This window comes from Phyllobacterium sp. K27 (assembly GCF_054796155.1).
The window spans coordinates 1,226,132-1,242,298 of the sequence record NZ_CM139240.1 but is presented as its reverse complement, the minus strand read 5'-3'; the positions used below and the strand labels follow the sequence as shown (position 1 = coordinate 1,242,298).

Here is a 16,167-nt window from a genome sequence, read left to right as displayed (position 1 = left end):
CATGGAATCCGAGCCGAAACCCAGTCGATCCGCACCCGTCGCTCGCGCTGGTTATGCCGATGGCGGGAAAAGGCAGCCGTTTTCGCGCCGATCCTACGATCCGTGTCCCGAAGCCACTCGTGACCGTTGCCGGTCGGCCGTTGTTCTGGTGGGCAACAGAAAGCGTACGTCGGGCGATATCCGTCGGGAAACGGTCTTTGTCGTGTTGAAGGAGCATGTGATTGACTACGCTATCGATCGCGAGATCATTCGGTATTATCCTGAAGCAATAATCGTAGAGCTAGACCAGACTACCTCCGGTGCAGCCGAAACGGCTGCGCTGGGTGTCGCAGCTCTCGCATCCCTTGGGCCCTTTGCAGTCAACGACTGTGACCACGCATTCTCCTGCAACGGTCTGATGGCCGCCGTCGCGCGCCTCGCCGACGGTGCGGACGGAGCACTCCTGACTTTTCGGTCGAGCAATCCTGCATTTTCATACCTGCGCCTGTCCGCTGACGGAGAAGTGGTCGGAACGATAGAGAAGCAGGTCGAGAGCGCGAATGCGATCGGCGGGTGTTACATATTCGCCAACGCGTCCGAACTTTGGAGCCTCTGGTCCCGGCGGTTGCAATCGCTATCTGGCTCCTTCTCCCCGCGCTGACGCCAGTGCACGTCGAGGGCTTTTCGGCTCAGATCGCGTCTATCGCGCTCTATGCTCAAGGCGAAGGCGTCGAAGCGCATGACCCCTTCCTCCCCCTGATTACCGAATTCATCTATCTAACCCGCGCCGGCGTCGTTCATATCCTGGCGACGATATACGAGACGACGGGCATGGCGGGCGATTGGGCCTTTTCCATCCTGACGCTTACGAGTCTTGCGACGATCCTTGTCGCATCAGTCATCTTTGCGCGTAAGTGGAATCCCTGCCCCCCGTCGCAGCAATTGCCGCGATGTTGCTCACACCCGGAATTCCCGAGACGGGTTTCTTCTTTAACGACAACATCGTCTCCGCAGCGTTTTCATCCGTTGCCCTCGCGGTAATCGGGCCACAGGCGAAGCCGCGATCATACGTGCTCTCCGGGGCGTTGATGGCCGTTGCAACGATGTGTCGCCTCGATGCAGTTTTGCTTGCGCCGCTGCTTCTGCTGCTGGTCTTCTCGACGCCGGTTTCAACGTCAGAACGCGCCATGCGCGTGCTCGCCCTTGTGACGGGCGGAATCGTAGCCCTCGCCGCGATGGAAGCCTTCACCAAATATTCGATCTGGGCCTCGTTTCGGATTGCTCGTGAATTCAAGGCAATCGTGGAGGGGTGGTACTCGCTCGATGATGCAGCCCTTACCTTCCTGTATTTTTGGGGGCCGATCATGCTCTTCGTGTGCCTGATCGGTGCCTTCATCATCGGCCGCAAAGCCCTTCAAGAGAAGAAATGGATCATCGCCGCCGCCCTCATCGGATACCCACTCCTGCTGGCAATTTATGCTCTCATGACGTCGAGAGAGGTCCGGTACATCTACCCATTGCTCACTCCGATCGTGGCGACAATCGGAGGACGTGGACTTCAATGGGTTGCGACCGCCGTAACGAGTTGCAGCAAATATGAGAAGGCTGCGGCACTTGTCATCGTGATGCTCGGAGCAGTGTCCTTCGTAACACCTCCCACGCTCCTATGGGTAAGTTCGGTCAGCGACGGGCCGCGGATGTTTCTCGGCCGGCTATGGTCTCCGCTCCTCTGGGAGCGGTGGCAGGGTGCCGTTGGAACGTCGATGAATCGGATCGCGCAACTTGTCGAACAGATCGGCCATCACAACAGCGCGGTGGTGATCAGCACACACCACAATGACGTGTTCTACCTCAGACTTCGCCTGTTCGAGGCGGGTTTCAAGCCGGCTCTGCCGGCGACGCTGTCAGTCTCATGTCGTGGTGTGAGCACCTACCATCGCGGCGCCCAGGTCGTCTTCCATATCAGGACCGAGCCGCAATATACCCTCGGGGGCTTCTCGTACGACGAAGCGACCGCTTTGCAGATATCGCATGCCTTCAAGTGCGATGAGGTCGCCGGCTCTGGCGCGGTATTTCTCACCATTTTCGGAGGCGATGCAGGCCGCCTGGACCAGGCAATTTATCCAATTTCAGTTGCTCTGTTCTCTGGGCCGCTCGAGGTTAGTTTTGCCCCGGACCTGTGGCGCTCCCTCAATCCGGTGCCGGGCACGCAAGCACAAACCTACGGCTTATTCGACTTCGTTCCCTTGACGCCTCCTCAAGTCACGGCCATTCGGAGCATGACAGAGGCTTATCTCACAGGCTCTCGCCGGGTTGCAGAATCTGGAGGTGGAGAAGAGAGCTTCGGAAAATTTCATAGCTCGTTCGCTCCACGATATTTGCGGTCATAGTCAACGGGCTTGCCCAAGATGCCTAGTTTGGAACTGCGTTACGGCACAGGTCCGAAAAGCTCACATTGATGAGGCTGTTGCGGCGAGGACAATGCGCTATTTTGCGGATCGCGACGCGCACTGCGAGAGAGAAACGACATTGCGACGCAGATCGGGTTTCAGGATTCGCAGGGCGACAGCTTTGCTTATTGCTTCGCCACGGCTTTCGGCGTGAAGCTTTTTCATGGCCTGGCCGATATGCTTGTCGACCGTCCGGATGGACGTGCCTATGAGATGGGCGATCTGCTTCGACTTGTAACCCATCATCGCATAGTGGAGGGTCTCGGCCTCTCGTTCGGTAAGATCGTCGCTGAGCTCGTAGCAAGCCTTATCGTCAGGCAATCCCAGCGTTATGTCGTCGAGCAAATTATGGGTAATCATTGCCATGAATCTGAGCGTCAAGCGGTCGCGTTCGGCCAGTTTCCGCCCATCAATGGAATAGGAGACACCACTTATCCGCATGCAAGGTCCATGGATTGGAACCGTCAGACCATCGATCAGACCGGCGCGTCTTCTATCGTCGACAACCCTTCGCTCGTCGGGGGTTAGCAATCGCGTCGCATAGAGTTCGCTCCAGACATATGGCGCATCTGCCACGCGAAGATGTTTGGCGACGGGATCAATATGCACATATCCAAGGCGATCATATCGGCTCATCAAATCCTCATTCCAGGTTTGGAGGCGGATAAGTGGACCGAGGCGCTCGCGTCGGGTCGGGAGGTCTGCAACAAGAATTCCTGTAACGCCGAGCGGCCTGGCGATTCGAAGCACCGCATCCGTTACTTCATCCGCGGTTTCTGCCGTTTCAAGGGCAGAGAGATACTCCTCTAAGATCGTCATTGGTGCTAAAATACCTCCCCTGCTTAATCGCTATTCATTCAAAATGCTCCGTTTTCGCGGATGGGAATTCGTTGCCACTGTCGGACCGGGCGGCGCCGGGCGTGTATATGTTCTACCAAGGTGCCGCCATGTCTGCAGTTTGCAGCGCTCCTGACATGGCAGAGTAGAAACAACCGGCGCCTTGGTGCTCCCGATATCGAAACCGTTCAGCCCCATCGCGAGGTCCGCCAGAGTGAAGTCATCGAATGTGTCCAGGAACGAGTCGCAGGCTGCGAGGAGGACACGATCAAATGCGAGCCACGGAACAGATGAGTTGGGTCGTGCCGATGGCCGGCGGCCAACGCCAGGACGCCGGCCGTCTTGCGTCAATCGAAGGACGGCGCCGAGCCGGATTTCTGCGGCAGGATGGGCGAGAGCTACACCTCCACCGCGCCCGCGCTTGCTTCGAAGGAATCCGCCTCTGACAAGAAGAGCTACTGCTTGTGCAGCAAAGAACTTGGTCGTACCGGTCTGCCTGGCCAGTTCCGCGGTCTGGGCGATCTCATGTCTCTTGAGCGCACATGCGTTAAGAATGCCGATGGCAATTTCGGATTGTCGTGATAGGCGCATGTCATCCTCCCGTTCCTTTATCGGCTAGGTCGCGATGGCGACAATTCGCTGTGTTGACGGCTGGCGCATGATTTCCATGCGGAGTCCGTAAATCGCCTCGAGCCGACTCGGGGTCATCACCTCCTCGGGCGTTCCTCGCGCGATTATTCGACCAGAGTGCAGTGCTATCAGTTCGTCGCAGAACCGTGCTGCCAGGTTGACGTCGTGCAGGACGACGACGACGCCCAGACCTTTTGAATGGCTGAGCTTCTGCACCAGAGACAGGACTTCGATCTGATGGGCGATGTCGAGCGCGGAGATCGGCTCGTCGAGCAGCAGGCATTCAGCGTCTTGGGCCACCAGCATCGCGAGCCAGACGCGCTGCCGCTCGCCACCGGAGAGCGTGTCGACGAGGCGGTCCGCCAGTCCCGTCACATCCGTGAGGGACATTGCCTCGTCGACCTTCTCCCGGTCGCCCTTTCCGAAGCGGCCGAGCGCGCCATGCCAGGGATAACGGCCGAGCGCGACCAATTCCTTGACCAGCATGCCGGAAGCCGCCGGGGTATGCTGTGGTAGATAAGCGAGCTTGCGGGCGAAGGGCCGGTCGCCCCAGTCGGATAGCGCCCGGCCCTCGAAGCGTACGGTTCCACCACTCGCCGGCTGCTGGCGCGCGAGGATCTTCAGCAGCGTCGACTTGCCGGAGCCGTTATGGCCGATCAGGCCGACGATGCGCCGCGCCGGCAAATTCAGGGTCAGCGGCTCCAGCAGCGCGCGACCGGACACTGAGAACGACACCTCGTCCAGCACAAACAAAGGCGAGGTCTCTTCCATGCTGCGCCGCTCGCTGGTTGCGACGGCGACGGTGTTCGCCTGCGCGGTTTGCTCGCGGCTCAGGCCGGTATCGTTCGCGGCCAGTGCGGTCGCAACTGTTCCGGACGGGTGATAGGCATTTATCTGCGTGACATTGCTCATGCTATTACTCCCTCGCGAGCGCGGTGACGGGCTCGAGGCGCGCGGCGCGCAGCGCCGGCATGAAGCCGAACACGAGACCTGTGAGAATGGCGGTTGCGACCGCGCCGACCAGGGCGAGACCGGTGAAGATGACGGGTATGCCGAAGCCAAAGGCCGCGATGGCGCCGACCATGATGCCAATCACGGCCCCGACAATGCCGCCGACGCCGGCGACCACAATTGCCTCGGAGAGGAACTGGCGCAGGATGTCGGCGGTGCGTGCGCCCGTCGCCATGCGGATGCCGATCTCGCGGGTGCGCTCGCTGACCGTCATCAGCATCACGTTCATGACGCCGATGCCGCCGACCAACAGCGAGATCGCTGCCGTCGAGCCGAGCAGCAACGTCATCGTGTCCTGCGATTTCGAGCGCGCCTCGATACTGGCGGCCTGGTTGAAGATGCGGAAGTCGCGGACGCCGTGAGCGCGTTCGAGCGCGCGGATAATATCGGCCTCGGTCTCGTCGGCCTGGTCGAGATCGTCAATCAGCACCGAAATCCAAGAGAGATCCTGCTTGCCGAAGACACGGGCGGCACCCGTCGGATAGGGAAACACAATCGTGTCATCGTCATCGCCGCCCTGGCCGTCCGCGCCCTTCGGCGCCAGCACACCGATGACCTGGAACGGCACGCCGTCGACCAGAATCGAACGGCGAATCGGGTCGGAGCCATCCGGGAACATCCGGGCTGCGAGCTTGGTACCGATCACGGCGACCGTCGCGAGCTTCAGTTCGTCGTCCTCGGTGAAGAAGACACCGCGCTCCAATGGCCAGTTCAGGATGCGCGGGAAGTCGGTTGTGATCGCGGCACCTTGCGTTGGGTAATCCACATTGCCTGCACGCACCGTGACTTTACCCTGGAGATATGGCATCGCCGCCGCGACATTGGGGACCGAGCGCACATAGAGCACATCGGCGGGCAGCAGACGCCCGCCCGGGCCGCGACTGCTCTCGCCTCCGGGGATCAGATACATGCGGTTGGTGCCGAAGGTCGCCATGCGGGTAATAACGTCCTGGCGCGCGCCTTCGCCAATCGCCATCAGCGCAACGACCGAGGCGACGCCGATGACGATGCCGAGAAGGGTGAGGCCGGTCCTGAACGGATTGGACCCGAGTGCGCGCACGCCGGAGCGCATCGCCTCGCGCATGTTAGCGAGTAGCGGCGCGCCGGCCGACGCCTTCGGAAGAGAGAAGGATTCTACTGCGCTCTCATCGGAACGTTGATTTGGCAGTTGGGGAACGGCACTCGTCGCGGCGGCAGCGACAGGGCCTTGGCCAGTCGTTGTCGATGCGGCGTCCGAGACGATCCGGCCATCCTTTATCTCGACGATGCGCCGCGCAGCGGCAGCGACCTCATGATTGTGTGTGATCAGGATGATGGTGTGCCCGTCATCGGCAAGCCGCTTCAAGAGCGCCATCACCTCTTCGCCCGTGACGCTGTCGAGCGCGCCGGTCGGCTCGTCGGCGAGAATGATGCGCCCGCCATTCATAAGGGCGCGCGCGACCGAAACGCGCTGCTGCTGGCCGCCGGACAACTGCCCCGGACGGTGATTGAGCCGCTCGCTGAGGCCGAGTTGGCCGAGCAGTTCAGCGGCGCGGTGCCGGCGCTCCCTCGGTGCGAGTCCGGCATATGCGGCCGGCACCTCGACATTCTCGCAAGCGGTTATCGAGGGAATGAGATTGTATTGCTGGAAGACGAAACCGAAGGCCTCACGCCTGAGCGACGCCTGCTCGTCACGGTCGAGGCCAGCGACGTCGCGTCCTGTGAGCCGGTAGCTGCCGCCGGTCGCCCGGTCAAGAAGGCCGAGGATGTTCATCAGCGTGGATTTGCCGGAGCCCGACTGGCCGACGATAGCAACGAATTCGCCGGCATGGATGCTGATCGACAGGCCGCGCAGTACCTCGACTGCCACGCTGTCGCTGGTCATGAAGACCTTGCGCAAATCGCGGAGCTCAATCAGCGGCGTGCAGGCGGGTGCGTGAGACATCGGAGCCGACACCGTCATAGGCGGAACCTGACGAGTGATTGCGCGTCCTTGCTCGTGCGCATTCCGGTTACCACTCGCTCGCCTGGTTTCAGCCCGGACAGGACTTGAACCTCAAAACGGTTTCTGAGACCGACCATTATGCCTCGATCGATCCGCTGCCCGTCAGGTTCCAGCACGTCCACGTGAGCGTGGCCGTTGGGCAGTGGCTTGGAACGCAGGGCCGCCATCGGCGCGATGACCGCGTCTTCCTTCTGCGCCACCACGAACGAGACCTGCGCGGTCATTTCCGGTCGGAGCTCGTTAGCTGCGTTGGTCACATCGAACAGCGCAGTATACAGCACGACATTGTTTGTGGAGCTGGACGACACCCCAGCGCTGTCTGCCTGATTGGCCGCTTTTTCCGGCTTCTGTGGGGCCGGCAATATCTGTTTCAGGTGTGCCGTCCAGCGCTGGTCGCCATGCCCGAGCGTTGTGAACCAAACCTCCATTCCTGCACGGAGCCGGGTAACGTCGGCCTCCGAGACCTGCGTCCAGACAGTCATCGTCCCCAATTCTGCGATGCGCATCACGACCGGCGTGGAATAAGCAGCGTTAAGAGTTTGTCCCTCGCGTACGTCGATGGACACAACGGTGCCCGACATAGGCGCGTAGATCTTCGTGAAGCCGAGTAGCGCCTCGTCCGACTGTAGCGTTGACTGCATTTTCTCGATCTCGGCTCGGATCGCCTCGACCTTGGCTGTGGCTATCTTCGCATCGCGCTTTGCCTCATCGAATGCGGATTGCGAAATCGCATTCGTTGGTGCGAGTTGCGCGTTGCGCCTCGATCGCGCGTCGGCGAAGGCGGCCTCCGCTTCCTGGGCGGCCAGGTTTGCCTCAAGCTGATGCAGTTCGGCCCTGTCGGCATTGACCTTTGCGGCTTGGACCTGAGGATCGATCTCCGCCAGAAGATCGCCGGCCTTGACTTGATCGCCGATCGCGACATGGATGATGTCGAGCCGCCCGGAAGCCTGGGCGCCAACATCGACATAGGCACGTGGCAGTATATTGCCGGTAGTGGTCACGACGTCCTCGATGAGGCCACGCGCCACCTCTTCAGAGACGATATCCTTGTTCGGAGGCAATGCCGCGCCGACAGCCCAATAGAATCCGCTACCGGCAGTGCATAACATGGCGCACGCCACCAGCGCGCCACGCCGCCACCGTGCGTGACGGCGCAAAGATTGGATCGGGCGAGCGGCTGAATGGGATGCAACCATGGCTCAACCTCCTCCTGTCTCGTTGGGAGATGGAGAAGCTGGCGGTCTTTTTTCTGCACGGCCCCTGACCGGGATTCCCCAGGTTTCGTCAGGACGATCGATCGCCTCAACGATCCTTCCCTTCTCGAGACGGATCAGTCGGTCGGCCGCACCGAAATAGCGATCATCGTGGGAGATGACGATTAGCGATTTACCCTGTCGCTTCAGATCAGGGAGCATCTCAGTATAGAACAGTCGCCGGAACGTGGGATCCTGCTCGGCCGCCCATTCGTCGAAGACGATTAGAGGTCTGCCATCAAGCCAGACCTGAATAAGCGCGAGTCGTTTGCGCTGCCCCGCTGACAAGTCGGTGGTAGAGAAGCGTCCACCTTTGACGGCAACCTTGTCGGCGATCTCCAGCTTCTTAAGCCAGTCGGTGATCGCGTCCGGCAATATTCCATCGGGAGCGACAAGGTCGTCGAAGAGGAAATAGTCGAAAAAGATAGTCGAGAAAAGCTGGCGGTAATCGTCGAGTTTCTCCGACGTGACAGGTTCGCCGTTGAGCAACAGTTTTCCTTCCTGCGGCTCGTATAGTCCGAGGATCAGCTTGATTAGTGTGGTCTTGCCGCAGCCGTTCTCTCCCACGATGAAGAGGGTCTCCCCACCCTTGATCGTCAGGTCGACCGGCCCGAGGGTGAAGGGTTCCACGCCATTGGTCGCCGGGAAGGTGTATTTGGTGCCGCGTAGTTCGATCGTCTCAATTGTGGATGCTAGCGCGGCCCGGTCCTCAGATTTCTGAGGATCAAACAAATGTGCTTCCGGATTCGCAAAGTCCGCTGAAAGTTGCGCAATACGTTTGAAGGAGACCTGTGCATTCACGAAGCTTGAGTAGGCGCCGAGGGCCTGATTTAACGGCCCCTTCGCATAGAGCAGCACCAGTACGAAGCCCGAGACGACGGTTCGATCAACGGCGAACCAGCCCTGCCAGCCGACTATGATGCCGATCATGGCGAAGAACAGCGCGCTGTCGGCGGCATTGGCCGACATGAAGATGCGGAACGCCTTCACTTTCATGTCCCGGATACGGTCGATCGCGCCGTTCAGTTGCTCTCGATGGACGCGGCGGCGGCGGTCTCGATTTATGCGGAGTTCCTTTGCGCCTTCGGTGATCGCGCGGTAGTGCTTGTAGACCTCGTCCTGCTCCGAGCGTGCCTGGTCGTACCAGACCGCGCCGCGCTGCCGGGCATATCGGTTGATCCCGACACCAGCGCCGATTGCGATCGCAACGATCACAAAAAGGGACGGCGACAGGAAGATCAGATAGATGGCGCAGCCGGTTGTGACCGCCAGCGCGATGGCCAGCGAGGAAAAGTTGTAGGAAAATCCGGATACAGTATCGACATCCTGGCCGAGTACCGACAGGAGCCGATGGGTCTTGTAACGCTCAAGCTGATCGATCGGCGCCGCGACCACCTTCGCGACCAGCCCCTTTCTCAACGATGAAATGACCTGCTGGCCGATGAAGCTGTTGCCAAAGTCGGATATGATTTCGCCTGCTAGAGTCAGCACGACCAGCCCGGCGAAGGTCCACATGATCGCCGCCGTAATATCGCCCTCGCCATAAAGCGCATGATTTATGGTCGCGAGAAGCCAGGCCGTCGCGAGGCCGCTCAGTGTTCCCATGCCTGTTGCGAACAGCGCAATCGGCCAGAACGGTCTCAGAAGGCGGACGCTCTCGCCGATCAGTGTTGTCTTCGCCTCGCTCATGTCACGACCTCCTTCAGACATGCTTTTCCGGCTTTCGCGACCACCTCGCTCGGGCAGATGCTGCAAAAATCGTCGTTGGGGAGTAGGTATCGAAGGCAGCAGACCCGCTTCTCGCGGCGCGGGCCTTTCGGGCTATCGACATACCGGACTGGCTCGAACAACGGATTGCGCCAGCCGTCAGGCCAATGGCTCTCGATCAGTATCCGATTGAAGTCGGCGATGTGTTCTGCTTGCATTTCTGGCAGCGCGGCAATGTCGCGAAGCGTCCAGTCGAGACCGTTACCGACGATGCCCCAAAGCACCTTGGGCGAGATCCGCGCCCAAGCCGAGATGGACCTGATCAGCGGATCGAGGTGCTCCCGCACCAGCGCGTGCAGGCGGGTGAACACATCGCCTTCGATTGGAGCGCCGCCATGAGGAATGCAGATCGCGGCGACGTGGCGGCCGTCGTCGGACAGCGTCAGGCCCGCCTCAGTGAAGCCGACTGGCAAACGTCGACCGCCGACAAGCGCGGCGCCGACCACAGGACCGGGAAACCGGTTGAAATAGATCGTGCTCCACAGCGAGGCGACGCCGCGACGGTCGGTTCCGGCCGGGAAGCCGGCAAGATAGCGCTCAAGCAAGGCGTGCAGGCCACCGTCCAGAATCGCCTCGCCGGGCAGCTCGGCGTCCATGGCTTGCGTGATGACGAACTGACGTTCGATCTGCACATCAATCGCGGTGAGGAATTCCTTGATAGTCGCGGCCATGGCTCATCTCCCCCTGTACAATCGCCAAAGTAGAAAGGGACCACCGATCAGCGAGGCGACGAGGCCAGCGGGAAGCTGATCCGGGAAGAGGATAGTGCGGCCGAGCCAGTCGGCGGCGAGCATGATTAGGGCCCCGAGAACGGCGGCGGCGATGATCTGGGGCATGGCGCGCTGGAAGCCCAGCATGCGGGCGATGTGCGGCGCCATCAGCCCGACGAAGGTCATTGGCCCGATGACTAGCGTCGCGGCCGCCGTGATGATCGCGATGACGAGCAGCAGGCTCAGCCGGCTCAGGGCGAGGCCGACGCCGACGGCGCGCGGCATGGTCTCGCCGAGCGGCAGGATGTCGAGCCAGCGCTGGGCGAAGGGTACGACGGCAAGGGAAGCGACGGCGATGACGACAGTGACGCCGGCGGCGGTGGCTTCGAGCCGGTAGGTCGAGCCGGCCATCCAGGTCAGCAGGATGCCCATGCGCGGATCGCCGGAAGCCATCAGCACCGCCATGATGGTGGAGACCACGGTGCCGAGCGCGATACCAGCGAGGAGCATGCGCTCAGGCGAGAAGGACGTCTTGCAGCTGATCAGAAGCATGATTGTTAGCACAGCGAAGGCGCCTCCGCCTCCGGCGAGAACCTGTCCCAGGCGATCCGGCATGACGCCGGAGACGAGCATGGCGAGGATGACGCCGAGCATAGCGCCGGAGGTGACGCCGAGGACCTCCGGCGAGGCCATCGGATTGCCGGTGAGGCGCTGCATCAGCGTGCCGGCAATGGCGAGCATCACGCCTCCGGCGATCGACCCGATCATACGGGGAGCCCGAAGGTCGATGACGTAGGCTAGATCGGCAGCGGTGCTCCAATGCCAGCCGGAGAGTCCACGGCCGAGATGCAGCGCGACGTAGGCGGCCAGCGCGACCAGAACGAGCCCGCCGACGATCACCAGTCGAGGCCGCCGCAGTCGTGCGACTGCATCGCCGGAGTGGGCCGTCGGCGACATGATCGCCCCTCGAAGGCGCGGAAGCAGCCAGAGCAACATCGGTGCGCCGAGCAGCGATGCGGCGATGCCTGTGGGGATCAGCTCGCGGTCCCCAGCAGCGAACCATTGCACGGCTTGGTCGGTAAGCCAGAGCAGAGAGCCGCCCAGCAGTGGCGCCCAGACGAGTTGGTCGCGGAAACGGCGAGCTCCCATCAAACGGGCGATCGCCGGGCATGCCAGACCGACGAAGCCGATCATGCCGACCGCACTGACGACGAAAGCAGAGAGCGCCACCGCGAGCGCGAGACCGATGAGCCGGACATGCTTCATCGACAGGCCGAGATTGCGCGCGCCTTCCTCCTCCAGGCCAAGCAGTGTCATTGGCCGGATCAGGAAGAACGTCACCGCCCATACCAAAGCGAGGCGAGGGAGTAGGAAGCTCACCGCGCTCCAGTCGTTCTGCTGCAGCGAGCCCGTGCCCCAGATCAGCAGGCTTTGCAGATACTCGCGATAGAAGAGGGTGACAGCGGCGGCGATCGAGCCGGACAGGAAGTTGACGACAAGGCCGGCCAGGATCAACGACAAAGGCGACAGGGCGCGGCCCCACGATACACCGAACACGAACAGGATGGCGATGGCGGCTCCCGCGAGCGCGACCGTCTCGCGGCCGAAGGCGAGCAGGCTTGGCGCCCAGAGCGTCGCCACGGTCAGCGCCAGCGAGGCGCCGGCCGAGACGCCGAGCGTGGTCGGCTCGGCGATGGGGTTGCGCAGCACTTGCTGGAAGACTACGCCGGCGAGCGCCAGCGCTGCTCCGCACAGGATAGCGGTCAGCACGCGCGGCAGGAGGCTGTAGTGGACGATCATCTCTCGGATGTTGTCAGGATCCGGGGAAACCATGACCCACGACAGATGGCGCAGCTCGATCCAGTGTTCAATCCGTAGCAGTGTCAGAATGAGCGCCGCAACGGCTGCTGCTGCCACTGCCAAAAGTGGGGTCCGTTGCGTAGTCAAGACGCGGGCAGGCGAGGTCATTTCAACCATGTCCCGTCTCCAAGTGTTCCAATGCCGGCACAAGATGGCGGGCGAAGCGCTCGGCGACAGGGAGTCCACCGACGGTCCACATCGGCGGCAGCGACACGACGCGGCGTTCCCGAACCGGTCGCAGAGCCTGCCACAATGGGCTCGCCATTATATCGGAGGCGCTGCCACTGCCTCCGATCACGACAATGTTCGAATCCTCGAGAGGAGCGATCTGATCCAAGCCGACAAGCGACATGCCGAGCGGCATCGCGACGCCTTGCCAGGCGTTCACCAGCCCGAGACGGTCGAGAACTCCCTGGAAGATGCTGTTGCGCACCAGAACGTAGGTGTGCCGCCGGTCGACGCCCCAAAGCACAAGAACCGGACGGCCCGCGATTGGCTTCACACGGACGCTAAAATCCTCTATTAGCCTTGTGATTTTACTCTGGAAGTATTCGCCTTCGCGAACACGACCAAGCGCTTCGCAGGTCAGTTGGTGCTCATGGCCTGCTGTAATGAACGGTTCCTCACCCAGAACCGAGAATCCGCGAGACGGAACAGCCAACGGGGCGATGGTCGAAAGTACTGATCCAGAGGATGCGCTGATCGATTGATTTAGAAGGATGAGATCGGGCTTCAAATACCTGAGCAACTCCAGCGACGGCTCTGTGACGTTGCCACCTATGTCGACCACGCCATTTGGCAATGTGGGTTCAACAGCAAACCGGCGGTAGCGCGACGGTTGGGAGATACCGATCGGGGCAACACCAACGGACAAGGCAATCTGCGTCAAGCTAATGTCAAGCGAGACGATACGCGGAACAATCGTAGTTTGCGCTCGCGCGAAGGGCGTAGCACCAAGATGGGCCGCAACCAAAGCAATCCCTCGTAGGACCTGCCTTCGAGAGATTGCCTGCTGTAGATTGGTGCTTTTGCCGCCGTGTACGCCTTGCGCTACCAGCCGTCGACCGGCGGAACGGCTCCGAGATACTCCTACCACCGGTACGTCAAAGCTCCTGTTATCGTTCGACCGCTGCCATAGTTGCAAATAGTGTTGCTGTAGCAAGTCGTGATATACTCTTTATTGAAGAGGTTCGTGGCGTTGACAGAGAGGTGGAGCCCATCCAAATCACGGAATTTCTTCCCGAAGTCGTAACGGAGCGCTGCATCAAAAAGTGTGGTAGCAGGAGCGTAGAAGGTGTTCATCTGGTCGCCAGGAGAAGAGCCGATGTAGCGAACGCCCCCTCCGAGGCCGAGTCCCTCAAGCGGTCCAGACGAGAATGTGTAGTCGAGCCACGCCGATGCTTGATGTGCAGGCACCGCGTACTGCGATTTCCCGACAGTTGAGACGCCCGCAAAATTCGGATTCGCCTTCGTCACTTCGTTATCGACGTAACTATACGATGCGATGAAACGCAGATCATCTGTGACATTTGCCGCGCCACTCAGTTCGATACCGCGAGATGCTATTTCACCTGTCTGCACACTAAAAGATGTATTGTCAGGATCGGTCGTTACAACGTTCTGCTTACGCAAGTCGTAGAGAGCTACCGTAAAGAAGCCGTCGAAGAAGGAGGGCTGATATTTAATGCCAACTTCGTACTGTCGGCCTGTCGTTGGTTCGAAAGGCTGACTTCCACGAGCAGGTGAGCTAGTGCCGCTCTGCGGCTCGAAGGATTCCGCATAGCTGAAGTAAGGTGCAATGCCGTTTGAGAACTCGTAAACAACGCCGACACGCCCGGTGAATGCATGCTGGTCCATCTCGTTCGTGAGCTTATGATTGTCGAAGACGTTGTATGTCTTCGATTCTGCCCAGTCGTATCGTCCACCCGCAATAAGCGTCCACGAGCCCCATTTGATCTGATCCTGAGCGTAGATACCCGTCTGCCAGCTGTCCTGATCTGTACCTTCGGTGAAGGCAGGCGCCGGTCCTGAAAACAGGTCATACCGTGGGTTGGTTATGTCGATGGGCGGAACACCGGCGGAACTCCACCCACTTTTTGAAAGGCTCGCGATCTGACGATAATCGATTCCGAAAAGAGCCGTGTGATCGAACGGACCAGTGGAGAACTCCGCCTCAGCATTAGTGTCTACAGCGAATTGCCTGGTGCGTTCATAGATATGTTGGGCGCTACGGTTCCATATTGTTGTCGTGGGGGAATTGCCAGCATTCAAGTACTGCCGGTTGAGCTCGCTCTGCTCGTATCGAAGGTTCTGACGAACCGTCCAGATATCATTAAATCTGTGCTCAAACGCATAACCGATCTGAAATTGGCGGCGATACGATCCCGCGTCGTAAGATGGGTCGCTTCCGTAGAAGTTGTTCGGAATGCGAAAGCCGTCAGGTCTACGGAAAATTGTTCCTACTGCAGGAACTGAAGGTGCCGTTAGAATGTGCGGATCGTATTGATACTTGGCAAAAATCGTCAGTTGTGTATCGTCATTCGGACGCCACGTGACCGCTGGTGCGATATAGACACGCTGATATTCGCTCCCATTGTCGTATTCGGTTCCGAGGTTCTTTCCCAAGCCTGTAAGTCGATAGAGGAATTTGCCATCCTCATCGACCTTGCCCCCGACGTCAAAGAAGCCTTGAATCCCGCCGTACTCACTTGTGAGAACTCCGACCTCGCGAATTGGCGTATCCGTTGGACGCTTGCTGACGACGGAAAGTAGCCCTCCTGGATTAGACTGGCCATAGAGAACTGATGCTGGTCCTCGAATAACCTCAATGCGTTCTGTACCATACGGCTCGACCCAGCCGTTACTGTAGAGACCGTCGAGATAATTGCTTGATGAGAAGAAAGGAAACCCGCGGAGGATGTAACTGTCCGTGCCGGCCTGCACGGCTCCGTTTAGATCTGCCTTAACTCCCGGTGTGTAGCCTATAGCTTGGCCCACGGTCTGGACCCCTCGATCCTCCATCTGCTGTCGGCCGACGACGGAAATCGATTGGGGCGTTTCAATCAATGGCGTGTCGGTCTTCGTGCCTGTAGCACTTTGCTTTGCTACGTATCCCTGGACTGGACCCCAAGCATTATCGCCCTGGCCCTGCACAACGATTGTTTCCAGTACTGTTGTGCCTGCCTCAGCGACAGGCGATGCACTCGCGCCGCTAACCGTATTATCAACGAGTGCAGCGGTTGAAGGCCCTGTGATTTTCGCGCTCACCCCCGTGCCATCGACTAGCTTGGCAAGTGCAGCAGCCGGAGTCATTTCTCCGATGACAGCCCGAGACGTTTTTCCGGTCACAGATAAGGAAGAATATCCCACCTGCCAACCTGTCATACGAATGAACGCGTCGATCGCCGAGCGCATTGATTGAGCCGGGATGGAAAAGTGCCTGAGGTTGCGTTGGGCATCGATCGTAGGAGAGGTCTGAGCGACAGCTATCGAAGAATAGGAAACGCTGGCGCACGCAAGTAACGATACGACTACCGCCGTGGTATGAAGCGGACGTATCCCGCCTCCTGATACTGTGCTCCCCGTTCCGAAATGCGTCTTCCGCGATGCTGTCGCCACTTAATAACCCCCTGATCGTATGTACCGAGGGCTTTCACACGGCCTTAGCAGGATCCCTCTCTTTGGTA

Annotated in this window: 12 protein-coding genes; 2 read left to right on the top strand and 10 right to left on the bottom strand. The window is 60.0% G+C overall.

Annotated features, from left to right (window positions below; genetic code table 11):
- Window position 1 precedes the first annotated feature (1 nt).
- Window positions 2-640, top strand: coding sequence for a glycosyltransferase family protein (locus ACYJL1_RS06010; protein WP_460897483.1), 639 nt, complete (start codon window positions 2-4; stop codon window positions 638-640).
- Window positions 641-929: 289 nt separating this feature from the next.
- Window positions 930-2,369 carry a hypothetical protein gene (locus tag ACYJL1_RS06005; protein WP_460897482.1) on the top strand — a complete coding sequence of 480 codons (1,440 nt, stop codon included), beginning with the start codon at window positions 930-932 and terminating at the stop codon, window positions 2,367-2,369.
- A gap of 96 nt (window positions 2,370-2,465) precedes the next feature.
- Here ACYJL1_RS06005 and ACYJL1_RS06000 read toward each other — a convergent pair whose 3' ends face one another.
- The 10 genes from ACYJL1_RS06000 to ACYJL1_RS05955 all read right to left on the bottom strand — a co-directional run bounded on the left by ACYJL1_RS06000 (window position 2,466) and on the right by ACYJL1_RS05955 (window position 16,099).
- Window positions 2,466-3,248: a LuxR family transcriptional regulator gene (locus ACYJL1_RS06000; RefSeq protein ID WP_460897481.1), complete on the bottom strand. Its 783-nt coding sequence runs from the start codon at window positions 3,246-3,248 to the stop codon at window positions 2,466-2,468.
- 30 nt (window positions 3,249-3,278) lie between these two features.
- The gene (locus tag ACYJL1_RS05995; protein WP_460897480.1) at window positions 3,279-3,857 is read right to left on the bottom strand and encodes an Rrf2 family transcriptional regulator; all 579 of its coding nucleotides are present in this window, start codon (window positions 3,855-3,857) and stop codon (window positions 3,279-3,281) included.
- Between the two features lie 24 nt (window positions 3,858-3,881).
- Window positions 3,882-4,667: an ATP-binding cassette domain-containing protein gene (locus ACYJL1_RS05990; RefSeq protein WP_460897950.1), complete on the bottom strand. Its 786-nt coding sequence runs from the start codon at window positions 4,665-4,667 to the stop codon at window positions 3,882-3,884.
- A gap of 145 nt (window positions 4,668-4,812) precedes the next feature.
- Window positions 4,813-6,849 carry a MacB family efflux pump subunit gene (locus ACYJL1_RS05985; RefSeq protein ID WP_460897479.1) on the bottom strand — a complete coding sequence of 679 codons (2,037 nt, stop codon included), beginning with the start codon at window positions 6,847-6,849 and terminating at the stop codon, window positions 4,813-4,815.
- Window positions 6,846-8,087 (bottom strand): efflux RND transporter periplasmic adaptor subunit, encoded by a 1,242-nt coding sequence (locus ACYJL1_RS05980; RefSeq protein WP_460897478.1) that lies wholly within the window; start codon window positions 8,085-8,087, stop codon window positions 6,846-6,848. The genes ACYJL1_RS05985 and ACYJL1_RS05980 overlap by 4 nt, the downstream gene beginning before the upstream one ends.
- A gap of 3 nt (window positions 8,088-8,090) precedes the next feature.
- Window positions 8,091-9,833 carry a cyclic peptide export ABC transporter gene (locus ACYJL1_RS05975; RefSeq protein WP_460897477.1) on the bottom strand — a complete coding sequence of 581 codons (1,743 nt, stop codon included), beginning with the start codon at window positions 9,831-9,833 and terminating at the stop codon, window positions 8,091-8,093.
- The gene (gene fhuF / locus ACYJL1_RS05970) at window positions 9,830-10,582 is read right to left on the bottom strand and encodes a siderophore-iron reductase FhuF (protein ID WP_460897476.1); all 753 of its coding nucleotides are present in this window, start codon (window positions 10,580-10,582) and stop codon (window positions 9,830-9,832) included. The genes ACYJL1_RS05975 and fhuF overlap by 4 nt, the downstream gene beginning before the upstream one ends.
- Window positions 10,583-10,585: 3 nt before the next feature.
- Window positions 10,586-12,598, bottom strand: coding sequence for a Fe(3+)-hydroxamate ABC transporter permease FhuB (gene fhuB, locus ACYJL1_RS05965; RefSeq protein WP_460897475.1), 2,013 nt, complete (start codon window positions 12,596-12,598; stop codon window positions 10,586-10,588).
- The gene (locus ACYJL1_RS05960; protein ID WP_460897474.1) at window positions 12,591-13,577 is read right to left on the bottom strand and encodes an ABC transporter substrate-binding protein; all 987 of its coding nucleotides are present in this window, start codon (window positions 13,575-13,577) and stop codon (window positions 12,591-12,593) included. The genes fhuB and ACYJL1_RS05960 overlap by 8 nt, the downstream gene beginning before the upstream one ends.
- Complete coding sequence (locus tag ACYJL1_RS05955; protein ID WP_460897473.1) at window positions 13,571-16,099, bottom strand: TonB-dependent siderophore receptor; 2,529 nt, start codon at window positions 16,097-16,099, stop codon at window positions 13,571-13,573. The genes ACYJL1_RS05960 and ACYJL1_RS05955 overlap by 7 nt, the downstream gene beginning before the upstream one ends.
- Window positions 16,100-16,167 lie beyond the last annotated feature (68 nt).